At 71.4% G+C, this 25596-nt stretch carries 22 protein-coding genes; 6 read left to right on the top strand and 16 right to left on the bottom strand.

Annotation, left to right across the window (positions count from 1 at the left end; all coding sequences use genetic code 11):
* Window positions 1-75: 75 nt before the first annotated feature.
* From tsaE to glmS, 6 genes are all read right to left on the bottom strand, one after another.
* Window positions 76-585, bottom strand: coding sequence for a tRNA (adenosine(37)-N6)-threonylcarbamoyltransferase complex ATPase subunit type 1 TsaE (gene tsaE, locus SALPAC3_RS0118295; protein WP_018222633.1), 510 nt, complete (start codon window positions 583-585; stop codon window positions 76-78).
* Window positions 582-1676, bottom strand: coding sequence for an alpha/beta fold hydrolase (locus tag SALPAC3_RS0118290; RefSeq protein ID WP_018222632.1), 1095 nt, complete (start codon window positions 1674-1676; stop codon window positions 582-584). The genes tsaE and SALPAC3_RS0118290 overlap by 4 nt, the downstream gene beginning before the upstream one ends.
* Window positions 1673-2791, bottom strand: a complete 1119-nt coding sequence (gene alr, locus SALPAC3_RS0118285; protein WP_018222631.1) for an alanine racemase — start codon at window positions 2789-2791, stop codon at window positions 1673-1675. The genes SALPAC3_RS0118290 and alr overlap by 4 nt, the downstream gene beginning before the upstream one ends.
* 21 nt (window positions 2792-2812) lie before the next feature.
* Window positions 2813-4318 (bottom strand): NAD(P)H-hydrate dehydratase, encoded by a 1506-nt coding sequence (locus SALPAC3_RS0118280; protein ID WP_026185696.1) that lies wholly within the window; start codon window positions 4316-4318, stop codon window positions 2813-2815.
* A 43-nt stretch (window positions 4319-4361) separates the two neighbouring features.
* Complete coding sequence (locus SALPAC3_RS0118275) at window positions 4362-4730, bottom strand: holo-ACP synthase (protein WP_018222629.1); 369 nt, start codon at window positions 4728-4730, stop codon at window positions 4362-4364.
* A gap of 123 nt (window positions 4731-4853) precedes the next feature.
* Window positions 4854-6767 carry a glutamine--fructose-6-phosphate transaminase (isomerizing) gene (gene glmS, locus SALPAC3_RS0118270; RefSeq protein WP_018222628.1) on the bottom strand — a complete coding sequence of 638 codons (1914 nt, stop codon included), beginning with the start codon at window positions 6765-6767 and terminating at the stop codon, window positions 4854-4856.
* Window positions 6768-6931: 164 nt separating this feature from the next.
* Between glmS and SALPAC3_RS0118265 the strand changes: the two genes are divergently transcribed.
* Window positions 6932-8119 (top strand): pyridoxal phosphate-dependent aminotransferase, encoded by a 1188-nt coding sequence (locus tag SALPAC3_RS0118265; RefSeq protein ID WP_018222627.1) that lies wholly within the window; start codon window positions 6932-6934, stop codon window positions 8117-8119.
* Window positions 8120-8161: 42 nt separating this feature from the next.
* On the opposite strand, the gene glmM is transcribed toward SALPAC3_RS0118265, so the two are convergent.
* The 6 genes from glmM to SALPAC3_RS0118235 all read right to left on the bottom strand — a co-directional run bounded on the left by glmM (window position 8162) and on the right by SALPAC3_RS0118235 (window position 12906).
* Complete coding sequence (gene glmM / locus SALPAC3_RS0118260; protein WP_026185695.1) at window positions 8162-9517, bottom strand: phosphoglucosamine mutase; 1356 nt, start codon at window positions 9515-9517, stop codon at window positions 8162-8164.
* A 114-nt stretch (window positions 9518-9631) separates the two neighbouring features.
* Window positions 9632-10096, bottom strand: a complete 465-nt coding sequence (gene rpsI / locus SALPAC3_RS0118255; protein WP_018222625.1) for a 30S ribosomal protein S9 — start codon at window positions 10094-10096, stop codon at window positions 9632-9634.
* 20 nt (window positions 10097-10116) lie between these two features.
* Window positions 10117-10560, bottom strand: coding sequence for a 50S ribosomal protein L13 (gene rplM / locus SALPAC3_RS0118250; protein WP_018217015.1), 444 nt, complete (start codon window positions 10558-10560; stop codon window positions 10117-10119).
* A 242-nt stretch (window positions 10561-10802) separates the two neighbouring features.
* Window positions 10803-12170 (bottom strand): NarK family nitrate/nitrite MFS transporter, encoded by a 1368-nt coding sequence (locus SALPAC3_RS0118245; protein ID WP_018222624.1) that lies wholly within the window; start codon window positions 12168-12170, stop codon window positions 10803-10805.
* 195 nt (window positions 12171-12365) lie between these two features.
* Complete coding sequence (locus SALPAC3_RS0118240) at window positions 12366-12671, bottom strand: type II toxin-antitoxin system PemK/MazF family toxin (RefSeq protein ID WP_018222623.1); 306 nt, start codon at window positions 12669-12671, stop codon at window positions 12366-12368.
* Window positions 12649-12906, bottom strand: coding sequence for a DUF6364 family protein (locus SALPAC3_RS0118235; RefSeq protein ID WP_018222622.1), 258 nt, complete (start codon window positions 12904-12906; stop codon window positions 12649-12651). Before SALPAC3_RS0118235 ends, SALPAC3_RS0118240 begins: the two co-directional genes overlap by 23 nt.
* Before the next feature lie 121 nt (window positions 12907-13027).
* Between SALPAC3_RS0118235 and SALPAC3_RS0118230 the strand changes: the two genes are divergently transcribed.
* From SALPAC3_RS0118230 to SALPAC3_RS0118210, 5 genes are read left to right on the top strand one after another with little or no spacing between them, the layout of a single operon-like run.
* Window positions 13028-15175 carry a molybdopterin oxidoreductase family protein gene (locus SALPAC3_RS0118230; RefSeq protein WP_050563702.1) on the top strand — a complete coding sequence of 716 codons (2148 nt, stop codon included), beginning with the start codon at window positions 13028-13030 and terminating at the stop codon, window positions 15173-15175.
* On the top strand, window positions 15172-16608 hold the full coding sequence (locus SALPAC3_RS0118225) for an FAD-dependent oxidoreductase (protein WP_018222620.1): 1437 nt from the start codon (window positions 15172-15174) through the stop codon (window positions 16606-16608). Before SALPAC3_RS0118230 ends, SALPAC3_RS0118225 begins: the two co-directional genes overlap by 4 nt.
* Window positions 16605-19118 carry a nitrite reductase large subunit NirB gene (nirB, locus tag SALPAC3_RS0118220; RefSeq protein WP_018222619.1) on the top strand — a complete coding sequence of 838 codons (2514 nt, stop codon included), beginning with the start codon at window positions 16605-16607 and terminating at the stop codon, window positions 19116-19118. Before SALPAC3_RS0118225 ends, nirB begins: the two co-directional genes overlap by 4 nt.
* Complete coding sequence (gene nirD, locus SALPAC3_RS0118215) at window positions 19115-19459, top strand: nitrite reductase small subunit NirD (RefSeq protein ID WP_018222618.1); 345 nt, start codon at window positions 19115-19117, stop codon at window positions 19457-19459. Before nirB ends, nirD begins: the two co-directional genes overlap by 4 nt.
* Complete coding sequence (locus SALPAC3_RS0118210; RefSeq protein WP_018222617.1) at window positions 19460-20548, top strand: uroporphyrinogen-III synthase; 1089 nt, start codon at window positions 19460-19462, stop codon at window positions 20546-20548.
* 89 nt (window positions 20549-20637) lie between these two features.
* On the opposite strand, the gene SALPAC3_RS0118205 is transcribed toward SALPAC3_RS0118210, so the two are convergent.
* The 4 genes from SALPAC3_RS0118205 to SALPAC3_RS0118190 form a co-directional block, all read right to left on the bottom strand.
* A complete protein-coding gene (locus SALPAC3_RS0118205) occupies window positions 20638-21255 on the bottom strand; it encodes a GTP-binding protein (protein ID WP_018222616.1) in 618 nt (205 codons plus the stop codon).
* Window positions 21236-21601 carry a DUF742 domain-containing protein gene (locus SALPAC3_RS0118200; RefSeq protein ID WP_018222615.1) on the bottom strand — a complete coding sequence of 122 codons (366 nt, stop codon included), beginning with the start codon at window positions 21599-21601 and terminating at the stop codon, window positions 21236-21238. The genes SALPAC3_RS0118205 and SALPAC3_RS0118200 overlap by 20 nt, the downstream gene beginning before the upstream one ends.
* An 86-nt stretch (window positions 21602-21687) precedes the next feature.
* Window positions 21688-22095 (bottom strand): roadblock/LC7 domain-containing protein, encoded by a 408-nt coding sequence (locus SALPAC3_RS0118195; protein WP_012015079.1) that lies wholly within the window; start codon window positions 22093-22095, stop codon window positions 21688-21690.
* Window positions 22095-25169, bottom strand: a complete 3075-nt coding sequence (locus tag SALPAC3_RS0118190) for a sensor histidine kinase (protein WP_018222613.1) — start codon at window positions 25167-25169, stop codon at window positions 22095-22097. Before SALPAC3_RS0118190 ends, SALPAC3_RS0118195 begins: the two co-directional genes overlap by 1 nt.
* Window positions 25170-25596 lie beyond the last annotated feature (427 nt).

Raw genomic sequence — 25596 nt, 5'->3', positions numbered from 1 at the left:
CCCGCGAGGCTCCTCCGGGTCGCCACCGCAACCCCAACCAGGACGGCCCGCCCCCTACGGGACCGGTCGATGGTGTCAGCTGTCGATGAATCCGGGGGTGCCGGTCAACCGCGCGCTCCAGTCGCCACCGACCGGTTCCAGGTCGACCAGCCGGGTGTCGTCGTCCCGGCGGTCGATCCGAACCCACAGGTGCTCCGCGACGAGCTGCTCGGCGAGCCCCTCGCCCCACTCGACCACGGTCACCGCCTCGTCCACCGACGCGTCCAGATCCAGGTCGTCGAGCTCGGCACGGGGGTCGCTCGCATCACCCAGGCGGTACGCGTCGGCGTGCACGAGGGGCACCGAGCCACCCCGGACCGGATCGGGTTGGTGTACCCGCGCGATCACGAAGGTGGGGGAGGTGACCGCCCCGGCCACCCCCAGGCCGGCGCCGATGCCCTGGGTGAGGGCCGTCTTGCCGGCACCGAGGGGACCTGTCAGCAGCAGCAGGTCCCCCGCTCGGAGGAGGCCGGCCAGCCGGCGGCCGAAGGCGTGCGTGTCGGCGACGGTCGGCAGGGTGAATCGGATCGGCCTTCCGGGGTTCACAGCTCCTCCAGAAACCGGATCAACGCCGCGTTCACCTCGGCGGCGTGTTCCAACATCACCACATGCCCGCTGTCGGGGATCTTGACGAACTCGGCGTGCGGCAGCCGGCGGACGATCTCCTCCGAGTGCGCCACCGGCGTGATCATGTCCTTCTCCCCCACCAGCACCAGCACCGGCGCGCTGGCGAGCGCCGCCAGAGCCGGAAACCGGGAGTGGGTGGCGAGCGTTCGCAGGTAGCGGGTGACGGTGTCGGCGGAGGTCCGGGAGTTCATCTCCTCGACGTAGGAGACCAGAGCCGGGCTGGGGTGACCGGTGCCGAAGCCATACCGGCGGGTGAGCAGCCAGGCCACGTTGGAGGTGGACCGACGCGCTCGGTCGATCACCGGGCTCCCGTAGCGGGCGGCGTTGCTCATCAGGTGCAGCACCGGCGGACCGACCCGGCCCAGCAGCGCCGGGGCGACCAGCTTGGTCTCGGCGAGCAGCCCGCCGGAGGTGGCCAGCAACACGGTGCCCACCACCCGGTCCCCGAACAACTCCGGGAAGAGTTCCGCGAACGCCATGATGGTCATACCACCCATCGAGTGGCCGACCAGCACCAGCGGGCCCTCCGGCGCGGTCTGGTCGAGCACCGCGCGCAGCGTCCGACCGAGTGCGGTCAGGTCGTACTCGCCGGTTTCCAGCTGGCCGGAGCGCCCGTGCCCCGGCTGGTCGTACGCCACGATCCGGTGCTCACCCCGGGCGGCGAGCAGCTTGCGCTGGAAGTGGAAGGTCCCCTGGTCCAGGCAGAATCCGTGCACCAGCACGATGGTGGGGTTCCCGGTAACCGGCCGGGCCGGCTCGACCACCTCCACGTGGATGTCGGTGCCGTCCGGCATCTCCACCCGCAACGCCTCGTCGAACCGCCGCTCGCCGAAGTCCTCGCCGGCGTACCGGTCGGTAGGGTCAGCCTTCAGCCGACGGACCAGCGCGCGTTCGGTCGCGACGCCGGCGACGAGACCGGCGGCCGCGACACCGACGGCGGCCAACGCGCCGATCGCGGCCCGGGGGTGGCTGGCCCGGGGCAGCGGAACCCGGAACCGGGACGCCGTCACGAACGCTCGCCGTCATAGCAGCGGGGCACCCGGGTGCTGCCGAAACGGGTGACGATCTCGTAGTTGATCGTCCCGACCGCCTCGGCCCAGTCGTCGGCGGTGGGCTCCCCGTTCTGTCCGGCGCCGAAGAGGGTGGCCACGTCGCCCGGCGCGACCGGATCGTCGCCGCAGTCGAGCACGAACTGGTCCATGCAGACCCGGCCGGAGATGGTCCGCCGAACGCCACCGAGCTGCACCGGGCCGCAGTTGGACGCGTCCCGGGGGACGCCGTCGGCGTACCCGAGCGGAATCACGGCGAGGTTGCTCGCCCGTTCGGTGGTGTACGTGTGGCCGTAGGAGACTCCGGCCCCCGCCGGTACCTGCTTGGTGAGCATGACGCGGGCCCGGGCGGTCATCGCCGGTCGCAGGCCGAATCGCTCTCCGGCCACCGGCGAGAGCCCGTAGACGGCCAGCCCGGGACGGACCAGGTCGAAGTGGGCGTCCGGCCGGGTCAGCGTGGCCGCCGAGTTGGCCAGGTGGCGGTAGCGCGGACGCAGCCCCGCCTGCTCCACCATGCTCAACCCCTCGTGGAAGACGGCAAGCTGCCGGTCGGTGGTCGGGTGTCCGGGAGCGTCGGCGTACACGAGGTGGCTCCACACCCCCACCACCTCGACCGCGCCGTCAGCCTGCGCCTTCGCCGCGGCATCGAGCAGCTCCGGCCACTGCGAGACGGTCGCGCCACCCCGGGACAACCCAGTGTCGATCTTGAGATGCAGCCGGGTGGGACGCCCGGCCACCCGGCCCGCATCAACCATCTCGTCGAGCTGCGCCACGCTGGCCGCACTGAGATCAATACCGGCCAGCACCCCTTCGTGCAACGGCAGGCCCGGCGCGAGCAGCCAGGCCAGGATCGGCACGGTGAGCCCGGCCCGGCGCAGGGTGAGCGCCTCGTCGAGGGTGCAGACACCGAGCCAGTCGGCACCACCATCCAGCGCGGCGTGGGCGGCCGGGACCATGCCGTGGCCGTACCCGTCCCCCTTGACCACCGCCATCAACTCGGCGGCGCTACCGGAGCGCAACCAACTCACGTTCTCACGGATCGCGTCAAGGTCGACGCGTACCTCGGCCTGCCACATGCCCCCAGCCTACTGAGTTGATCAGGAATTGGGCCCGGCCCAGGTCGATCCACCGATCCACCCGAGCCCGGCCAGCACCGGGCGCAGGGCGACGGCGACATCGGGCGAGGCCACCGGGCCGCCCCGCGCCGCCTCCCGACCGGCGAGCCCGTGCAGGTAGGCCGCCGCGGCGGCGGCCCGCTCCGGCGCGAGACCCGCAGCCAGCAACGAGCCGAGCAGCCCAGACAGCACGTCGCCCGTACCGCCGGTGGCCAGGGCCGCGGTCCCGGTCTGGTTGACATAGGCCCGGCCGTCGGGCGTACCGATCACCGTCCGGTCGCCCTTGAGTAACACCACAGCGTTCATCCGGGTGGCCAGGCCCAACGCGGCAGCGACCCGGTCGTCGCCGGGAGCCTCGCCGGAGAGCCGGGCGAACTCCCGATCATGCGGGGTGACCACGACCGGGGCGTCCCGCCGCCGGAGCTGGTCGGCGAGGGAGCCCGTACCGAGCAGGGTCAACGCGTCCGCGTCGAGCACCGCCGGCACCGGTGCCGCGAGCACCGCCCGCAGCTCACCCGCCGCCTCGTCGCCGGTACCCAGCCCGGAACCGCACACCCACGCCTGCACCCGACCGGCCTCGGCGACCCGGTCGGTAGCGATCACCGACGGGTGTTGGCGCAGCACCTCCGTCCGGGCGGTGCCGGCGTAGCGGACCAGGCCGGTCGGGCCGGCCAACGCACCGGCCACCGAGAGCACCGCGGCGCCGGGGTAGCCGGCCGAGCCGGTGGCGAGACCGACCACACCCCGGCTGTACTTCTCTGCCGCCGGTCCGGGCCTGGGCCACCAGTCGGTCACATCCGCCCCCTCGGTGATCTGCAGCGCCGCGGTGCCACGCAGCCAGGGTTCCAGCCCGATGTCGACCAACTCAACCTGGCCGGCCAACGGCGCCGCCGCGCCCACCACCAGCGCGGGCTTCAGGGCACCGAAGGTCACCGTGACGTCGGCGTGGATCGCGGCCGGCTGACCAGCCGCGGTCAGCGGCACCTGCCCGGTGTCGACCGACACCCCACTCGGTACGTCCACCGCGACCACTGTCGCCCGGCCACCGGCCCGCCCGCGATACTGCGCGAGGCCCGCCGCGAGCTGCGCCGCCGGTGCCCGGAGCCCACCGCTGCCACCGATCCCGACGATGCCGTCGAGCACCAGGTCCACCCGGGCCGGTGGGCGGTCGACCAGCCGACCACCCGCGGCCCGCAGCGCCGCTAACGCCTCGGCGTGCGCCCGGCCCGGAGTCAGTAACAGCGCCGACACCGCCGCCCCGCGCCGGGCCAGCCGGGCGCCGGCGAAGAGCGTGTCACCGCCGTTGTCGCCCGAGCCGACCAGCAGCAGCACCGGGGCGCCGTAGACACCACCCCGGTCGGCGAGGAGCTGCGCACAGCGGCGGGCGAGCCCCGCAGCGGCCCGCTGCATCAACGTCCCGGGCGGGAGCGTCGCCAGCAGGCCCGCCTCGGCGGCGCGTACGTCCGCCACCCGCCACACCGGTCTCATCCCACTCCGTCCCCGTGCCCGGCTGGACCGGGCACGCCACCGATCAGCGTTCCGCGACCACCATGGCCGACGCGATCCCCCCGTCGTGCGACAGCGACAGGTGCCACCGGTTGGCCCCCCGCTCGACCGCCGCCGCCGCGACCGTGCCGGAGACGGTCAACCACGGCCGGCCATCCGGATCCGGCACGATCTCACAGTCGTGCCAGCTCAGCCCGCTCGGTGCACCGAGCGCCTTGGCCACCGCCTCCTTCGCCGCGAAGCGGGCGGCGAGCGACTCGGGCGAACGGGCGTTACCAGAACTGGTGTACCGCTCGGCTTCGGTGAAGAGCCGGTCGGCGAGCAGCGGCGTCCGGGTCAGCGCCCGCGCGAACCGCTCCACCAGGACCACGTCGATGCCGACCCCGACGATCATGCGCCCACCCTACCGGCGCGGTGCCCGCGCATGCTGCCGTTGCCGCCACTCGGTACACCCACCGGGCCGTGGTGCGTGGGCCCGTCGGCCGCGGGGCCACCACGTTCCCCGCGCCCTCGGTACTCACTCGACGGTTACGGACTTCGCCAGGTTGCGGGGCTGGTCTACGTCGTGGCCCCGAGCAGCGGCGATCTCCGCGGCGAAAACCTGCAACGACACGGTGGTCACCAGCGGCGCAAGCAGGGTCGGCGTACGCGGTACGTAGACCAGGTGGTCGGCGTACCGGACGACAGACTCGTCCCCCTCCTCCGCGATCACGATGGTCCGGGCGCCCCGGGCCCGCACCTCCTGAATGTTGGAGACGATCTTGTCGTGCAACATGCCGCGGCCGATCGGCGACGGCACTATGCAGATCACCGGGGTGCCCTCATCGATGAGCGAGATCGGGCCGTGCTTCAACTCGCCCGCGGCGAAGCCCTCGGCGTGCATGTACGCCAGTTCCTTGAGCTTCAGTGCGCCCTCCAGGGCTACCGGGTAGCCGACATGCCGACCGATGAAGAGCACGGTCGACTCGGACTTCAGCTCCCGGGCCAGCTCGCGTACCGGCTCGATCCGCCCCAGCAGCTCGCGCAGCTTGCCCGGAACGTCCTGGAGCTGGGACACCACCGCGGCGACCTCGTCGGCGAACTTGATCCCGCGCACCTGGGCCAGGTGCAGGCCGATCAGGTAGCAGGCGACGAGCTGGGTCAGGAACGCCTTGGTGGAGGCGACCGCGATCTCCGGTCCACCGTGGGTGTAGAGGACCGCGTCGGACTCCCGGGGAATGGTGGAGCCGTTGGTGTTGCAGATCGCCAGGATGCGTGCCTTCTGGTCCTTGGCGTGCCGCAGCGCCATCAGGGTGTCCATCGTCTCGCCGGACTGCGAGATCACCACGATCAGGGTGGACCGGTCGAGCACCGGGTCTCGGTAGCGAAATTCGCTGGCCAGCTCCACCTCGCAGGGGATCCTTGTCCAGTGCTCGATCGCGTACTTGGCCACCATCCCGGCGTGGTACGAGGTACCGCAGGCGACGATGAAGATCTTGTCCACGTCGCGCAGGTCCTGATCGCTGAGGCGAACCTCGTCGAGCATGATCTCGCCGGTCTCGGCGAGCCGGCCCAGCAGCGTGTCGGCGACGGCCTGCGGCTGCTCCGCGATCTCCTTGAGCATGAACCAGTCGTAACCGCCCTTCTCCGCGGCGGAGGAGTCCCAGTCGATGTGGAAGTCCCTGCCGGTGGCGGGCCGGCCGGCGAAGTCGGTGATCTCGATGCTGTCGGCGGTGATCAGAACGATCTGATCCTGACCCAGCTCGATCGCTTCGCGGGTGTGCTCGATGAACGCCGCGACGTCGCTCGCCAGGTAGTTCTCGCCGTCGCCCCGGCCGACGACCAGGGGCGAGTTCCGCCGCGCGCCGACCACCGCGCCCGGAACGCCGGCGTCCACGGCGAGCAGGGTGAAGGCGCCCTCCAGGCGCTGACAGACGACCCGCATGCCGGCGGCGAGCAGCTGCGGCCCCTCCGGATGCCCGGCGGACCGCAGGTCGGCGAGGGCCGCGGCGAGCAGGTGGGCGGTGCACTCGGTGTCGGTGTCGCTGCCGAACTGGATCCCGTCGGCCTCCAACTCGGTGCGCAGCTTCGCGAAGTTCTCGATGATGCCGTTGTGAATCACCGCAACCCGTCCGTCCGGGGAGAGGTGCGGGTGGGCATTGCGGTCGGTGGGGCCGCCGTGGGTGGCCCAACGGGTGTGGCCGATTCCGGTGACCCCATCCCCGATCCCGATCGGGGATGCGGCGCAGGCCTCCGGATCCCGCGCGGACCGCTCGGCGAGGACCTTCTCCAGGTTGGCCAGCTTGCCGGCCTTCTTCTCCGCCAGTAGTTCATCCGCGCAGATGACGGCGACGCCGGCCGAGTCGTAGCCGCGGTACTCCAGCCGTCGCAGCCCATCGAGCACGATGCCGAGCGCCGGGCGCGCGCCGGCGTAACCCACGATTCCACACATGGGTGGCAGCCTAACCCAGTTTCACTCATCCGTGGCGCTCGAAAGGCGGGTAAACAAGCATCCGATTTGAGTGAATGGTGCGAGCGACTACCGAGCGTCACGAAAGACGATCTACGACCGCGGCGGGGGTTGAACGGACCCGGACAGTCCGTAGGCTGACAGACGTGACGACCGCCCATGTCGATGCCCTGGTAGCCCGAATGCGCCCCTTCGGGACGACGATCTTCGCCGAGATGTCCGCCCTCGCCGGCCGTACCGGGGCGGTCAATCTCGGCCAGGGCTTTCCGGACACCGACGGCCCACCCGAGATGTTGGCCGCCGCGGCGGAGGCGCTGCGCGGCGGGCAGAACCAGTACCCGCCCGGCCCTGGCATCCCCGCACTCCGCACCGCCGTGGCCGCGCACCAGCAACGGTTCTGGGGCCTGGAGTACGACCCCGACGGCGAGATCGTGGTGACCGCGGGCGCCACCGAGGCGATCGCAGCGGCGATCCTGGGCCTCTGTGAGCCCGGCGACGAGGTGGTCTGCTTCGAGCCCTACTACGACTCGTACGCCGCCTCGATCGCGCTCGCCGGAGCCCGTCGACGCCCCGTGACGTTGCGCCCCGGAGCAGCCGGCCGGTACGCGGTCGACCCGGACGAGCTGCGCGCCGCGTTCGGGCCGCGTACCCGACTGGTGCTGCTCAACTCCCCGCACAACCCCACCGGCAAGGTCTTCACCCCCACCGAACTGGCCCTGGTGGCCGAGCTGTGCCACGAGTACGACGCGTACGCGGTCACCGACGAGGTCTACGAACACCTCGCCTTCACCGATGCCACCGCTGGCCACGTGCCCCTCGCCACGTTGCCCGGGATGCGGACGCGGACGCTGCGGATCTCCTCGGCCGGCAAGACCTTCTCCTGTACCGGCTGGAAAGTCGGCTGGGCGAGTGGGCCGGCGTCGCTGGTGTCGGCGGTCCTGCGGGTCAAGCAGTTCCTCACCTTCGTCAACGCCGCGCCGTTGCAACCCGCGGTCGCGGTGGCGCTGGGCCTGGCCGACAGCTACTTCACCGAGTTCCGGGCCGGGATGCAGGCCCGCCGGGACCAACTCGTCACCGGCCTCGCCGATGCCGGGTTCGGGGTCGGACCACCGGAGGGCACCTACTTCGTCACCGCCGACGTGACACCGCTCGGCGCCCAAGACGGGGTGGAGTTCTGTCGCGCGCTGCCGGAACGCTGTGGCGTGGTCGCGGTCCCGACCCAGGTCTTCTACGACGACTCGGAGGCCGGCCGGCGGCTGGTCCGGTTCGCCTTCTGCAAACGCCCGGAGGTCCTGGCCGAGGCCGTCACCCGGTTGCGGCGGCTGGCCCGGTGAACGCGCCCCGCCGGCACCCATCGCCGGCGGGCAAACACCAGGTCAGCTGACCGGGCTGGCGGTACGAACCTGTTCGGCGATCCGCTCGGCCACCGCCCGCGCCGTCGTCTCGGTACCGGCCTCCACCATCACCCGGACCAGTGGCTCGGTGCCCGAGGGACGCAGCAGGACCCGGCCGGTGTCGCCCAGCTCGGCCTCAGCCCGCGCGACCTCGGCCCGTACGGTCGGAGCCGCCGCACCCACCGTACGGTCACCGACCGGCACGTTGATCAGAACCTGAGGCAGCGGAGTAACCACGGCTGCCAGCTCGGCCAGGGACTTGCCGGTCCCCGCCATCCGGGACATCAGGTGCAGGCCGGTCAGCACGCCGTCGCCGGTGGTCGCGTGGGCGGGCATCACGATGTGCCCGCTCTGCTCGCCACCGAGCGCCAGGCCGGAGGCGCGCAGCTCCGCCAACACGTACCGGTCACCGACCTTCGTCTCGACCAGCCGAATCCCCTCCCGCGACATGGCTATCCGCAGGCCGAGGTTACTCATCACGGTCGCCACCAGGGTGTCGTCGGTGAGCGTGCCGGCCTCCCGCATCGCCAGTGCGAGGATCGCCATCACCTGGTCGCCGTCCACCTCGTCACCGTCGGCGCTGACCGCCACGCAACGGTCGGCGTCGCCGTCATGGGCGATGCCCAGCTGCGCGCCGTGCTCGACGACGGCCTGCCGGAGCGCCGCCACGTGGTTGGAGCCGCACTCGTCGTTGATGTTGAGGCCGTCGGGCTCCGCGTGGATCGCGACCACCTCGGCGCCGGCCTCCCGGTACGCCGCCGGTGCCACCTCGGCGGCGGCACCGTTGGCGCAGTCCACCACGACCTTGATCCCGTCCAGCCGGTGCGGCACGGTGCCGACCAGGTGCTGCACGTAGTGGTCGGCGCCGTCGAGCAGGTCGTGGACCCGGCCGACCCCCGCCCCGACCGGACGCTCCCAGGCGGTCGTCGCGTTCGTCTCGACCGCCGTCTCGATCTTCATCTCGATCTCGTCCGGTAGCTTGTGCCCACCGGCGGCGAAGAGCTTGATGCCGTTGTCCGGCATGGGATTGTGCGAGGCGGAGAGCATCACCCCGATATCGGCCTTGGCCTCCGCGGTGAGGAACGCCACCGCCGGGGTCGGCAGGACGCCGACCCGTACGACGTTCGCGCCGGCACTGGTCAGCCCGGCCACCACCGCGGCTTCCAGCATCTCGCCGCTGGCCCGGGTGTCCCGGCCGACAACGGCCAGCGGGGGGTGGCTCCGATCCGCTTCGGCGAGGGTGTGCGCGGCGGCGACCGCTACCGCGAGCCCCAACTCGGGGGTGAGATCCACGTTCGCCCGTCCCCGTACCCCGTCCGTGCCGAACAACCGACCCATTCCCGTCAAACCTCCGATACGACTGCCGATGGTGAAAAACGGGAACGGCCGGGCCACCTCCATTCGCAGGAGGCGGCCCGGCCGTCCGTCAGAAGTACAACGAGCAGCTGATCGTCAGCGCTTCGAGTACTGGGGAGCCTTACGGGCCTTCTTGAGGCCGTACTTCTTGCTCTCCTTGACCCGCGCGTCCCGGGTCAGGAAGCCGGCCTTCTTGAGCGCCGGACGGTCGTCCGGCTCGCTGGCGATCAGCGCGCGGGCAATGGCCAGCCGGAGCGCACCGGCCTGACCGGTGGTGCCGCCGCCCCGCAGGTTCGCGATGACGTCGAACTCCTCCGCCTTCTCGGTGGTGACCAGCGGGTCCTTGATCAGCTGCTGGTGCACCTTGCTCGGGAAGTACGCCTCAAGGTCCCGGCCGTTGCAGGTGATCTTGCCAGTGCCCGGGACGATACGGACCCGGACGATGGCCTCCTTGCGGCGACCCACGGTCTGGATCGGCCGGTCACCAAGGGGCGCGCGGACGACGGGCGCCAGCGCCTCGGCGGCCTCGGGGGCGACCTCGGTGGCGATGATGTCGGTCATGCTGCTTCCTTCGCCCGCGCTCACTGCGCGATCTGCTTGATCTCGAACGGCACTGGCTGCTGCGCGCCGTGCGGGTGCTCGGCACCGGCGTAGACCTTCAGCTTCTTAATCAGCTTCCGGCCCAGCTTGTTGTGCGGGAGCATGCCCTTCACGGCCAGCTCAACGGCCCGCTCGGGGCGCTTGGTCAGCAGCTCGTCGTAGCCGACCTGCTTGAGGCCGCCGGGGTAACCGGAGTGCCGGTAGGCGATTTTCTGCTGCCGCTTGTTACCGGTGAGCGCGACCTTGCCGGCGTTCACGATGACGACAAAGTCGCCCGTGTCGACGTGCGGCGCGAAAGTCGGCTTGTGCTTGCCGCGCAGCAGCGTGGCGGCGTGGGTGGCCAAGCGGCCCAGCACGACATCAGAGGCGTCGATAACGTGCCACTGACGCTCGATCTCACCCGGCTTCGGGCTGTACGTACGCACAGGTTTACCTTGTCTCGTCGTCGGTCTGGGGCCTGCGCGCCGGGTGACCATGACTTTCCGGCCGAGCCAGCGCGCACGAACGACCAAGCGCACCTCAGACGGCACGCCCCTAGATGTCGCACAACAGCAGGTAACGATACCCAACGTCAGGCCAGCCGGCAAAACGGGGTCCGGTCGGCCTGCCGGGCTGGGCCGGGACAGGCTGGCTTCCTACCCACGGCGCTGGTCGATGATGACCGAAATCACACCCGAGCCGAGGCCAGCCGGGCCCCCGGGCGCAGGTACACAACCCACGTCAGCACGGTCAGCAGCAGGAAGAAACCGACATAGAACCACAGCGCGGGCTGGATGCTGCCGTACGCCGACTTCGCCCACGCGTAGCAGATCGGGACCAGGAAGCCGCCGAAGGCCCCGACCGCGGAGATGATCCCGAGCGCCCCGGCCGCCTGCCGGCGCATGGCACGCATGATCTCCGGCGAACCACCAAGCTCCTCCCCCCGCACCTGGAAGATCCGAGAGATCATCCGGTACGTCGATCCGTTGCCGACCCCGGTGGCCACGAACAACAGCATGAAGGCCAGGAAGAAGAGCTCCAGCCAACGCTCCCGTACCGACCACAGCGCCAGGTACGCGCCGCCGGTCATCAACACGAAGCTGGCCACGGTGATCCGGGCACCACCGACGGCGTCGGCGAGACGACCGCCGAAGGGTCGGCAGAGTGAGCCCACCGCCGCACCGAGGAACGCCCAGGACAACGCGATGTCGGGCCGACCGAAGACCCCGTTGAGCAGCGTCGGGAAGGCCGCCGAGTAGCCGATGAAGGAGCCGAACGTGCCGACGTACAGCAACGACATGATCCAGGTGTTCCGGTCCCGCAGCGAAGACCAGACCGGCCCCACGTCCGCCTTGGCCTCGACCAGGTTGTCCATGAACAGGTAGGCACAGACCGCCGCGATCACCGCGAGCGGGAGGTACATCAGGCCGGCTCGGGCCAGCGCGAGGCCACCGCCCAGCACGATCACCTGCGGCACCAGGAACTGCACGACGGCGACCCCGATGTTGCCGCCCGCCGCATTCAGCCCAAGCGCCCACCCCTTCTCCCGCTCCGGATAGAAGAACGAGATGTTCGCCATGCTGGAGGCGAAGTTCCCGCCGCCGAACCCGGCCGTGGCCGCGATCAGCAGCAGCGGCACGAATCCGATCTCCGGGTGCTGCACCGCCCAGGCCAACCCGGCAGCCGGAATGATCAGCAGCAGGGCGGAGATCACGGTCCAGTTCCGCCCACCGAAGACCGGCACCGCGAAGGTGTACGGCAGTCGCAACAGTGCGCCGACACCGCTGGGCACGGCGGTCAGCCAGAGCGCCTGGCTCGTGGTCAGCGTCCAGCCGACATCGTCCAACCGGACCACCACGATGCTCCAGAGCAGCCAGACGGAGAACCCGATGTGCTCGGCGAAGATCGAATAGATGAGATTGCGCCGGGCGACAGCCCGACCGACGGTCCGCCAGAAGTTCTCGTCCTCCGGATCCCAGTGGCCAATCCAGCGGCCCCGGCCGCGGTGCAGGTCGATCTCCTCCGCCGTGGTCGTCGCGGGCACGCTCGTCGTCATCAGGCGCTCCTTCCGGCCGGGCCGTCCTGGCCCGCCGGCCGCACCGGTTGGTCGGTGTCGAACGGGCCCGGCTGGAACCTAGGAAGCCGGCGTTACCGCAGCGTTCGTCGCTGGATTCGGGGAGGCAACGGTGCGCGCACCGAACTGGACACCGACCGGTGAGGAGCGCTCGCAGCAGGGCGAGCGGCAGGTGACTCAGAGCTGTTGCAGGATGCGCAGCGCCCGGCCGACCCGACGCATGACCTCATGGTCGGCCACGTCCACGCACTCGGAGAACCACTGCTTCATCGGCGAGGAGAGCCGGTCCGGCATCACCACCCGCTCGCCCATCGACACCGCGAGGGGGGAGTCCCGCAGCAGCGCCGTCTCCACCACCTCCGCCACGATCACGATCGGCACCGCGGTGGAGTTGTAGACGTCGGAGCTGACGACCAGCCCCAGCCGCTCCCGGGCCCCCGAGATCCGCCAGACCTCGCCCCTATGCAGCACGCGGACGGCCACCGCGGAGCAGGTCGTTGACCAGCCCCACCTCGTGGGCGTCAGCGAGCGCGGGGGTTTCCCAGTCGAGACCGGCGCGGCTGACCGCGTCAGCGTGGGCGGAGAAAACCGCCCGCAGCGTCTTCTCCCGGGCGGCCTGGTCCATCCAGGCGGACAGAGAGAGCCCCTCGCGTCGGGCGAACCACCGGGCCTGCTCGATCGTCTCGTCGGCGAGCGACAGGGTCACCTTGGCAGTCATGCCGGCAGCCTACCCAGGGGTACGACCATCAGTCAGCCCGCCGAGGTGGTGCGCCCGTCTTGACCGGACCGAAACACGCGGGATCCGGGCCGGAAACCCCCTGCCGGCACGCTTCACCGGCATGACAGACGGTACGCGCCCCGCTACCGCATCCGGACAACCCGACTCCGAGGCGGCGACGCACTGCCCGTACTGCGCGCTCCAGTGCGGGATGACCCTGCGCGAGACGGCCGGCGAGGTGGCCGTCCTCCCCCGCTGGTTCCCCACCAACCAGGGCGGGCTCTGCCAGAAGGGCTGGACCGCCGCCGAGCTGCTGGACCACCCGGATCGCCTCACCACCGCGCTACTTCGCGACCCGGCCGACGGCGAGCTGCGCCCGACGAGCTGGGACGCGGCCCTGGACCGGATCGTCACCGGCATCCACGCCGTCCAGGCCAACCACGGGCCGGACGCGGTCGCCGTCTTCGGCGGGGGTGGCCTCACCAACGAGAAGGCGTACGCGCTGGGCAAGTTCGCCCGGATGGTGCTCCGAACCCGACACATCGACTACAACGGGCGTTTCTGCATGTCGTCGGCGGCTGCCGCCGGGATGCGCGCCTTCGGTGTCGACCGGGGTCTCCCCTTCCCCCTGGCCGACCTGGGCACCGCCGACACCCTGCTGCTGGTCGGCGCGAACCCGGCCGAGACGATGCCCCCACTGGTGCGCTGGCTGACCGCGCAACGCCGCCGCGGTGGGCGGCTGATCGTGGTGGACCCGCGCGTCACCGCCACCGCCCGCCAGGCCGACCTGCACCTACAACCACTACCCGGCACCGACCTGGCGGTGGCCAACGCGCTGCTGCACATCGCGCTCGCCGAGGGGTTCGTGGACCATAGCTACGTCGCCGGCCGCACCACCGGCTTCGACGAGGTTCGCCGGGCGGTGGCGGAGTGGTGGCCAGCCCGCGCCGAGGCGCTGTCCGGGGTGTCGGTCGCCGACCTGGAGACGACCGCACGTGCGCTGGGCGGCGCCCGCCGGGCGATCATCCTCACCGCCCGCGGCGCCGAGCAACACGCCAAGGGCGTCGACACCGTCACCGGGTACGTGAACCTGGCGCTCGCCCTCGGCCTGCCCGGCCGCCCCGGCTCCGGTTACGGCTGCCTGACCGGGCAGGGCAACGGCCAGGGCGGCCGGGAACACGGCCAGAAGGCCGACCAGCTTCCCGGCTACCGCCGCATCGACGACCCCGCCGACCGAGAGCACGTCGCCGCCGTCTGGGGCGTACCAGCGGAGGAGCTACCGGGGCCCGGGATGCCCGCCTACCGGCTGCTGGACTCGCTCGGCACCCCGGACGGGCCGAAGGCGCTGCTGGTGTTCGGCTCCAACCCGGTGGTCTCCGCGCCCCGGGCGGCCCGGATCGAGCGCCGCCTGCGCGACCTCGACCTGCTGGTGGTCGTCGACTTCCTGCGCTCCGAGACGGCAGCCCTCGCCGACGTGGTGCTGCCGACCGCGCAGTGGGCCGAGGAAGACGGCACCATGACCAACCTGGAGGGACGGGTCCTGCGCCGGCGGGCACTCCGCACACCACCGCCCGGCGTCCGTACCGACCTGGAGCTCCTCGCCGCCCTCGCCACGGCGCTGGAGCAGGACCCCGGACACCCGGCCGACCGGGACCGAGGGCCCGCCCTCTCCCCCGAGCCACAGGTGGTGTTCGAGGAGCTCCGAGCGGCCTCGGCCGGCGGGCTCGCCGACTACGCCGGGATCAGCTGGGAGCGAATCGACGCGCAGGAGGGCGTGTTCTGGCCCTGCCCGGAGCTCGACGGGCCGGACGCCCCCCGGCTCTTCGCCGACCGGTTCCCCACCCCCGACGGGCGTGCCCGATTCCACGCCGTGCAGCACCGACCCGCCGCGGAGCAGGTGTGCGCCGCCTACCCGCTGCACTTCACCACCGGACGGGTACTAGCCCAGTACCAGTCGGGAACGCAGACCCGCCGGGTACCCGCGCTGCGCCGGGCCGCGCCAGCGGCCTTCGTCGAACTGCACCCGGACGTGGCCGACCGACTGGGCGTGACCGATGGCGAGCCGGTCCGGGTGCGCTCCCGCCGGGGCGAGCTGGTCGCGCCGGCCCGGCTCAGCCCGACGATTCGGCCGGACACCGTCTTCGCCCCGTTCCACTGGGGTGGGACCGCCCGCGCCAACACGGTCACCAACGACGCCGTCGACCCGATCTCCGGAATGCCGGAATTCAAGATCTGTGCGGTCCGAGTGGAGAAGGTGGCGGCGACGTGACCGACCGAATCGTGATCGTCGGCAATGGAATGGCCGGCACCCGCCTCGCCGGTGAACTCTCCGCACGCGGCGGGGACCGAAAGGTCACCGTGCTCGGGGCAGAACCACACCGGGCCTACAACCGGATCCTGCTCTCCACCCTGCTGACCGGAGCGATCGGGGAACCGGACGTGCAGCTGACCGAGGTCGCCGGGCACGGAGTCGACCTGCGCACCGGGGTCCGCGTCACCGCGATTGACCGCGAGGACCGTACGGTCCGCACCGACCGGGGCGACCAGATCCACTACGACCACCTGGTCCTGGCCACCGGCAGCCGCTCCGTTGTCCCCCCACTGACCGGACTGACCGGCGGAGAACTGCCGGACCGGGTGGTGTCGTTTCGCACCCTCGATGACTGCCGCCGCATCCTCGCCGTAGCTGACCGGGCCCACCGCGTGCTGGTGCTCGGCGGCGGGCTACTCGGCCTGGAGGCGGCCCGCGGGCTCGCCGGCCGCGGGCTCGAGGTGACGGTGGTGCACCCGGTGCCGTACCTGATGGAGCGGCAACTCGACCCGGCCGCGGCGGCGGTGCTCGCCGGTACGCTCGCCGGCCTCGGGGTCACCACCCAGCTGGCCGTGCCGGCCACCGCCGTGCTCGCCGGCCCCCGCGGCGTCCGCCTCGAGCTGGCCGACGGCCGGTCGCTCGACGCCGACCTGCTGGTGCTGGCCTGCGGCGTACGCCCGGACACCGCGCTCGCCACCGCCGCCGACCTGGCCGTACGGCAGGGGGTCCTGGTCGACGACCGGCTGCGCACCAACGACCAGCGCATCTCGGCCATCGGCGACTGCGCCCAGCACGGCGAGACCCTGACCGGCCTGGTGGCCCCGGCCTGGGCGCAGGCACGGGTGCTGGCACAGCTGCTCAGCGGCGCGGACCCGTCGGCCCGGTACCGGCCGAGACCGGTGGTGACCCGGCTCAAGACCGCCGGCATCGACCTGGCGGCGATGGGGGACCCCGGCGACGGCCCCGGTGAGGAGCTGACCTTCACCGACCCGGCCGCTGGCACGTACGCCCGACTGCGGATCAACCACGAACGGCTGACCGCCGCGATCCTGCTGGGTGACAACCCGTCCGTCGGTACGGTCATCCAGCTCTTCGACCGGGGACAGCCGGTGCCCAGCGACCGGCGGTCGCTGCTGCTTGGCCGGGCACCCGGCCCGGGGTCGGCGGAGCCGGCCAGCACACCGGCGCTGATGCCGGCCGCGGCGACGGTCTGCCACTGCAACAACGTCAACAAGGGAACACTGGTGGAGAGTTGGCGCCGCGGGGCGCGGACGGTCGACGAGGTGGTGGCGGCCACCCGCGCCGGTACGGGCTGCGGCTCCTGCCGGGACGCGGTCGCCGGCATCGTCGACTGGCTCTCCACAGTGGAATCGGTGGAGGTGGGGCGATGAGGAAAGGTCGACTGGTCGTCATCGGCAACGGCATGGTCGGGCAACGCTTCGTGGACGCGTTGCGCGCCCGCGACAGCGACGATCGGTGGCGGGTAACCGTGCTCGGCGAGGAGCCCCAACCCGCGTACGACCGGGTGCGACTCTCTGCCCTCTTCGACGGGGTGGGCGCCGCCGAGCTGAACCTGCACACCCCGGATCCGCGGGTACGGCTGCGGCTCGGCGCGGCGGTCACCGCGATCGACCGGACCCGACGCGTCGTGACGACGACCGCCGACGAACACCCGTACGACGCACTGGTGTTGGCCACCGGCTCGTACCCCTTCGTGCCGCCGATCGACGGCATCGGCCTGCCGGGCGTCTTCACCTACCGCACTCTGGACGACCTGGCCGCGATCCGCGCGCACGCCCGGGGCCGCCGGCGGGGCGCGGTGATCGGCGGGGGCCTGCTCGGCCTGGAGGCGGCGAACGCGCTGCGGCTACTCGGGCTCGCCACCAGCGTCGTAGAGTTCGCACCGCGGCTGATGCCGGTGCAGGTGGACACCGCCGGCGGGGCACTGCTGCGCCGCTACGTCGAGGAGCTGGGCGTCGCCTGCCGCCTCGGGGTCGCCACCAGCGCGCTGCACCCCGGCCCGGACGGCGTGGTGGCCCAGCTGGAGCTGGCGGACGGCGGTCGGGTGGACGCCGACCTGGTCGTCGTGGCGGCCGGGATCCGCCCCCGGGACGAGCTGGCCCGCGCCGCCGGCCTGCCCCTCGGCAGCCGGGGTGGGGTGCTGGTCGACCGCGCCGGCCGCACTGCCGACGAGCGGATCTGGGCGGTCGGCGAGTGCGCCGCCGTGGACGGCACCTGCCACGGTCTGGTCGCCCCCGGCTACGCGATGGCGGAGACGGTGGCCGACCGACTGGTCGGCGGGACGGCCACCGTCCCCGACGCGGACACCGCCACCAAGCTCAAGCTGCTCGGCGTGGACGTCGCCTCCTTCGGCGACGCGCACGGCACCACCCCGGGCTGTCTCGACGTGACCTTCACCGATCCGGCCACCCGGGTGTACGCGAAGCTGGTCCTCTCCGACGATGCGCAGACGCTGCTCGGCGGCGTGCTGGTCGGCGACGCCGACGCCTACCCGACGTTGCGGGCCAGCGTCGGTCAGGCGCTGCCCGCCGCGCCGCTCGCGCTGCTCGCCCCGGCCGGTGCGGGCACCGGGGTGGCGGCGCTCCCCGGCTCCACGCAGGTCTGCTCCTGCAACGCGGTGACCCGCGCCGACCTGGACGCGGCGATCGCCGGCGGCGCGGCCGACGTGCCGGCGCTCAAGGCGGGTACCCGGGCCGGGACCAGCTGTGGCTCCTGCGTACCGATGCTCCGACAACTGCTCGACGCCGCCGGCGTTGGGCAGCCCCGCGGGCTCTGCGAACACTTCGAGGTGAGCCGCCAGGAGCTCTTCGACCTCATCCGGGTCCGGGGGATCCGCACCTTCTCCAGCCTGATCGCCGAGCATGGCCGAGGCGATGGCTGTGACATCTGCAAGCCGGTGGTGGCGTCGATCCTGGCCTCCCTCGGCGCCGGGCACCTCCTCGACGGCGAGCAGGCGTCGCTACAGGACACCAATGACCACTTCCTGGCCAACCTGCAGCGGGACGGCAGCTACTCGGTCGTGCCCCGAATCCCCGGCGGCGAGATCACCCCGGAGAAGCTGATCGTGCTCGGCGAGGTGGCCCGGGACTTCGCGCTCTACACAAAGATCACCGGCGCGCAGCGCATCGATCTGCTCGGTGCGCGGGTGGAGCAGTTGCCGCAGATCTGGCGCCGGCTGGTCAACGCGGGCTTCGAGTCCGGCCACGCGTACGGCAAGGCGCTGCGGACGGTGAAGTCGTGCGTCGGGTCCACCTGGTGCCGGTACGGGGTGCAGGACTCGGTCGGGTTGGCGATCGTGCTGGAGCTGCGCTATCGCGGGCTCCGCGCCCCCCACAAGATCAAAGCAGCCGTCTCCGGCTGTGCCCGGGAGTGCGCCGAGGCGCGCGGCAAGGACTTCGGCATCATCGCCACCGACGCCGGCTGGAACCTCTACCTCGGCGGCAACGGCGGATTCCGGCCCCGGCACGCCGACCTCTTCGCAACCGACCTGACCACCGAGGCGCTGGTACGGCTGGTTGACCGCTTCCTGATGTACTACATCCGCACCGCGGACCGGCTGCAACGTACCGCCGCCTGGATCGAGGCGATGGACGGCGGCCTGGAGCACCTCAGCGCGGTCATCGTGGACGACTCGCTGGGGCTCTGCGCCGAGCTGGACGCGGCGATGGCGCGGCACGTGGGGTCGTACTCCGACGAGTGGCGCGACGTCCTCGAGGATCCGGCCCGGCTGAGTCGGTTCACCTCCTTCGTCAACGCTCCCGAGGTACCCGACCCCTCCATCCGGTTCACCGAGGAACGTGGACAGCGAGTACCGGCGGGGACCGGGGAGACCGAGAACCGACAGCCGGTCGGGCTGGGAACGCCGCGGGTACGGCGATGACCGGCCAGCCGCGGGGGTGGACGGTGGTCTGTCCACTGACCCGCCTGGACCCGGGTCGGGGGGTGGCCGCACTCGTTGACGGTGTCCAGGTGGCGCTGTTCCGTACCGCCGCCGACCTCTTCGCCATCGACAACCGGGACCCGGTCACCGATGCGTACGTGCTCTCGCGCGGCATCGTGGGCAGCCGAGGCGGCGCGCCGACAGTCGCCTCCCCACTCCACAAACAGACATACGACCTGCGTACCGGAGACTGCCTGGACCTACCGGGCGTCGCGGTCCGGTGGCACGAGGTGCGGTGCCGGGCCGGGCTGGTCGAGGTACGGCTGCGAGAGGAGGCGTAGATGCGCGACGAACTGGCCGGCTTCACCGTCGGGGTGACCGCCGACCGGCGTCGGGAGGAACTGGCGACGCTACTCCAGCGGCATGGGGCCCGGGTGGTCTTCGCGCCGGCCCTTCGGATCGTGCCACTCGCCGACGACACCGAGCTGCGCGCGGCGACGCGGGCCTGCCTCGATCGACCACCGGATGTCCTGATGGCCGACACCGGGATCGGGATGCGGGGCTGGCTGGAGGCGGCCGAGGGCTGGGGGCTGGCCGAGCCGCTGCGCGCGGCGCTGCGTGGAGCGTACGTGGTGGCGCGCGGTCCGAAGGCCCGCGGCGCGATCCGAGCCGCCGGCCTGCACGACCAGTGGTCGCCCGGCTCGGAGAGCTGCGCCGAGGTGGTGGAGCACCTGCGTGACCGGGGGGTGGCCGGCCAGGTGATCGCCATGCAGCTGCACGGCGGAGCGCAGCCCGAGTGTACGAGGGCGCTGATCGCAGCCGGCGCGACCGTGATCGCGGTGCCGGTCTACCGCTGGGCCCCGCCGACCGACCCGACCCCACTACATCGACTGATCGACCTGGTCGCCGACCGGATGGTGGACGCGGTGACGTTCACCTCGGCGCCGGCCGCCGAGGCGTTGCTGCACGCCGCCGGGGACCGGACCGACCGGGTTCTCGACGCGTTCCGGGGTGCGGTGCTGGCGAGCTGCGTGGGGACGGTAACCGCGGAGCCGCTGCGGCGGCGGGGGGTGCCGGTCAGCGCTCCCGAGCGAGCCCGGCTGGGTGCTCTGGTCCGAACGATCGTGGCGGAGCTACCGCGGCGCGCGGTCACCCTGAAAGCCGCCGGTCACCTACTCACCCTGCGCGGGCACGCCGCCGTGGTCGATGGTGAGCTTCGACCGCTGGCGCCGGCCCCGATGGCGGTGCTGCGGAGGCTGGCGGCGTCCCCGGGGCGGGTCCTGTCCCGAGCGGCGCTACTCCAGACGCTGCCGCGCGGGGCGGACGAACATGCGGTGGAGATGGCGGTGGCGCGGCTACGCGCCGGGTTGAGGGCCCCCGGGGTGGTACAGACAGTGGTGAAGCGCGGCTACCGCCTCCGGGTCGACTGACGCGGAGCCGCCGCAGCCCCGGCCCGCAGCTAGGTGACGGGCCGGGGCGCGCAGCTAGGTGCCGGGCGTGCCGCTCCACCGGCGCCGGCTCACCCGACCGGAGTCGGGTAACCGCGATCGTGCTCCGCCTGCAGGCGGCTCATCGCGTGCTCGACGACGGTCACCAGCACCTGCTTGACCGAGTCCCGGCTGCGCGCATCGGTCAGCACGAGCGGCACGTCCGCCGGGATGGCGAGCGCCTCCCGCACCTCCGCCAACTCGTAGTCGGGGGCACCCTCGAACCGGTTGAGCGCGACCACGTACGGCAGTTTGCGGTTTTCGAAATAGTCCAGCGGGGCGAAGGCATCGGTGATCCGGCGGGTGTCCACCAGGACGGCCGCGCCGACCGCGCCACGGATGATCTCGTCCCACATGAACCAGAACCGGGTCTGGCCGGGCGTGCCGAACAGGTACAGGATCAGATCCTGCGCCATGGTGATCCGGCCAAAGTCCATGGCGACTGTCGTCGTCTCCTTGCCCGGCACCTTGGACGGATCGTCGATGCCGACACCGGCTGCGGTCATGACCGCCTCGGTGGTCAGTGGTGTGATCTCCGAGATCGCACCGACCAGCGTCGTCTTTCCCACACCGAAGCCGCCGGCGACGACGATCTTCGCGGAGATGATCTCCCGGCTCGCCCTGGCGGGGTCATAGTTCGCGAAGTCCACTTAGCACCCTTCCAAGCAGGTTCATCCGCTCCACAAACCCCATCGTGGGAGCGGCAGTGTGTAGCGTCAGCAAGCCCTCGGCCACCATGTCGGCCACCAGCACCCGGGTGACACCGAGGGGCATCCGGGTGTATGCGGCGATCTCCGCCAACGACTGCGCCCGGCCCTCACAAATCCTCGCGATGCGGTGCTTGTCGTGTCCCGCGAAACGTGACTCGGCAACCGCCGTAGCGCTCGCGGACAGCACCGCCTCCAGGGTGATGTCCTGCCGCGGCTCTGTCCGGCCGCGAGTAACCGCATACGGACGCACCAGCGCCCCCCGCGGTTCGGTCCGCCGGCCTTCCATCCGCTGTCACCTCCCCTCTCGCCCGACCAGCGCCCCTTCGGCGACGGATCTACTCTCCTCAGGTGGCGCTGTCCGGAGCCCGGTGATCACGAAGAAACCGCGTCCCGAGGCAGCGGCACCAGTGCGGCACCGACCCGTTCCACCAGGAGTGCCATCTCGTAACCAACCTGGCCGACATCGCAACTGCGGGCAGCGAGTACTGCCATCGACGAGCCGTCACTGATGGACATCAGGAAAAGGTAGCCGCTGTCCATCTCGATGACCGTCTGCAGCACTCCGCCGGCGCTGAACATGCGGGACGCACCGTCGGTCAGGCTCACCACGCCGGAGGTGATCGCCGCAAGCTGATCCGCACGGTCCGCGGGCAGATCCCGGGACGAGGCGAGCAGCAGCCCATCGGCAGACACCGCAACCACGTGGGCGATGCCCGCCACGCTGTCAGCGAAGTTACTGAGCAGCCAACCCATGTCCTGCATGGTTGCTGGCCTGTTCATCAGCTCGTCTCCTTGCTCGAAGTGCTGTTGGGGTCCGAGCCGGCCGCACGGCCCCGCTGCACGCCACGGTGATATGCCGACAGCAGGCCGCGGACTTCGTCCGGCGTCCGGCGGGTCCGTTCCCGGGTCTGGGGCTCGATCCCGCCGGGTACGAGTTGTGCCTTTGGCACCCGCTTCGGCAGACCGGAACGGGTGGTACCGCCGTTGGTCGGCTCGGCAGCCTGGGTGGCCCGGCTCCACCCCTCATCCGCGATGGTGCGCCACGCATCGCCACCGGAGGCACTCGGCGGCGACGCCGGCGGCGCGCTGGCCGGCGGCACGGCGGAGGCAGGAGCGGCGGGTGGCGGCCCTGCGGGTGGCGGCCCGACGGGAGCGGCGGAGTACGACGGCACCGGGGTGGCGGGTGGCGGCCCGGCGGGAGCGGGAGCATACGACGGCACCGGGGTGGTGGGGAGCGGAGTCGTCGTCATTCCGGGCACCCGGGTGGGTAGCTGCGGCTCAACCGGAGAACTCGCCGCCCCAGACGGGTCCGGGGCCGCCTTGTCGAAATCCGGCCGGGTGAAGATGGCGGTTGCGTCGTTGCCGTGCGTCCGGAACCAGACCGCCTCCATCTCCCGGAAGATCGGCGCCTCCGCCGGCGGCGCGGACAAGGGCGCCGCATCGATCGATGCGGTGGCGGCCAGATTCGCGCCGAGCCCACCGGTCAGCGTGCTGTCGGTGCCGAGCGAACCTGCGGGCGGCGGGACGACTGGCGATGGTGGGGTAGCGGCCACGGTAGGGAAGGCCGCAGTCGCAACCGACGACTCACCCGAGGGTTTCCGTTGGGGCAGTGGGTGCGACGCGGTGGGCGCTGCACCCAGCCCTCCGGCGACGCTGAGGCTGGGCTCGGTCCCGGTCACCCCGACGGTATGGTCCGGCACCACGCCGGCGACCACCGGCGCCGGCCACGGAGCCGGCTCGGGCTGCCGCTGCTCCGGCAGGGTGGTGCCGCTCCCGGCGACCGCCACCGGTTCACCGAAGCCGACCGGGGTGGACGGGCCCTGCTCCACCGCCAGCGGCTGACGAGGTGGGGCGAGCTGGGCTGGCCCCCGCCCAACGGGCAGCACAACCGCGGCCGTCGGCAGGGTCACCTGCGCGACGATGCCCCCCTCGACGTTGCGGCGCAGCTCGACCCGAATGCTGTGCCGCTCAGCGAGCCGCCCCACCACGGCCAGGCCCATCAGCCGGAACGCCGTGACATCGACGCCCTGCGGCTCCGCCAGCCGCTGGTTGAGCGAGTCGAGCTGCTCGTCGGAGAGGCCGAGACCACGGTCCTCGACCTGGATGAGCACGTAGTCGCGGATCCGCCGCCCGTCAGCGACCACGGTGGTGTTCGGCGGCGAGAAGCGGGTGGCGTTGTCTAGCAGTTCGGCGACGAGCCGGACCGCGTCGTTAACCACGTGGGCGGCCACCGACACGTCCGTGTCAACGGTGCCGAACTCGATCCGGTTGTAGAGCTCGACCTCGGACTGTGCCGCCCGCAGCACGTCCACCAGGAGAGCGTCCTCCCGCCGAGGTGCGGTCGAGTCGGCTCCGGCGAGGACCAGCAGGTTCTCGTCGTTGCGGCGCATTCGGGTGGCCAGGTGGTCCAGTTCGAAGAGCTGGGCCAGCCGCTTCGGGTCCTCCTCACCACGCTCGATCGCGTCCAGTTCCCCGATCATGCGGTCAACCAGCGTCTGACTCCGCCGGGCCAGGTTGAGGAACATCGCTGAGACGCTGGTCCGCAGTGCGGCCTGCTCCGCCGCCACCCGGACCGCCTCCCGGTGCACCACGTTGAAAGCGACGGCGACCTGACCGACCTCGTCCTGGTTGGTGAGCCGGATCGGATCCCGGATCCCCCGGACGATCTCGTCAACCCCGCCCTCGTCAACCGCCTCCATGCTCTGCAGGCGACGCACCGCTTCCGGCAGATCGTGGTTGGCCACGGCCAGGGCGCCCTCCCGCAGCCGGTGCAGCGAGTGGTTCAGCGAACGGGCCAGCACCACGGCGAGGGTGACGGCGATAATCAGGGTCAGCAGGACCAGTAGCAATTCGATGACAGCCTGCCGGAGGACGTCCGAACGGTCCTGCTCGGTGTCGGCGAGCAGCTCCGCCTGGAGCCGGGCCTCGGTCCACCGCATGAGGTCGTGGACGGCACCGACGGCGGCGCTGGCCTCCTCCGCGCCCACCAGGGACTGCTGCCCGACCGAGCGGCCGATGTCCACGGCGACGGTGTCCGACAGTGTGACCGCGTCGCCCGAGATGGTGTTCTCCACGAACGAGCGTTGCTGCGGCTCCGCCGCGAGGGCGAAGCGGAGTAGCGCATCCTGCTGGCTGGTCAACGTCGCCACGAAGGAGGAGTACTGCTCCTCGTCGAAGCCACCGGCGCTCAACGCGGTGTAGGCGACGGACTCTTCCTCGGCGACTGCTGCCTTGGCCCGGGCGAAGGCCGCGACCGCCCGCCGGGCCTCTGCCAGCCGCTCGTCGCCGGGGAGCTGGGCGAGGCCGTCGCCGTACGCCACCAGGTCGGTCAGGATGACGCCGTAGCGCAACGCCGACTCGGCGACCGCCATCTGCTTACGTTCCCGCACCTGCTGTCGAATCGCGTCCAGCGTCTCAAGGTGCCCGTCGATAGCCGCCACCCGGTCGCTGACAGCGGCGGGCAGCTCGTCGAAGAGCTCGCGCTCCTCCCGGTATGCCCGTACCCGCTCGTCGGTACGGCGCACCTGCAGGTTGTAGGCGTCGGCGGCTGCTTCCGCCTCTCCCGTCGATGCGATATAGACCGCAGCCGCCATTCGTTCGGTATGCAGGTCCTGGGTAAGGGCCGAGATGTCGATGGAGAGTTCGGTGAGCGCTTTGGCCCGCGTGGCGTCGTACGCACCCTCGCCGACTGTGATCAGACGAACAGTTGCCAGCGCGATGACTGCGGCGACCGGCACGACCAGGATCAGCGCCAGCTTCGAGCGGATTCGCGCATTGTGGAGCTGAGGCAGCCGGCGCCGCTTCGGCTGCGGAATGCCGCTCCTTGCGGACAGGGTCGTCGGTCCGGTGCTCACGACATCGCCTCCGTCATTTCACCCACGCCTGAACCGCCGACCCATGTCTGGTCCAGCAGAAGAGAAACCATGCGCGGCACGGCCGCGATTTCATCAGACGAGACGAGTTTTGGGAAGTCGAGCTGGAGGTGAAAGGGCCAGATGACGGCCAGCCGATGCGACAGTCCACAGATGCTACCAATTCAACACCGCCCTGAACAGGCAATGTAGACGTACATTGCTGCACCAATACGGTTTGGAATCAGGCGCAAACTTTACGTGACCCCAGCATGTGAGATTTTCGTCCCGAAACGCCTCCGCCCGGCCCGCTTGACCACGGGGGCCCGACATTGGCAAGGTTCTCCAGGCTGCGCGCACACCGTACGGGAAGTGATCGACTCCCAACGATAACGGACGATCCGCTGGCTCCCGTGCCGTACCTGGAGGA

Source organism: Salinispora pacifica DSM 45544 (assembly GCF_000378845.1).
Lineage (GTDB): Bacteria > Actinomycetota > Actinomycetes > Mycobacteriales > Micromonosporaceae > Micromonospora > Micromonospora pacifica.
The sequence above is the reverse complement of the archived record's forward strand: the minus strand, read 5'-3'. Positions and strand labels throughout refer to the sequence as shown.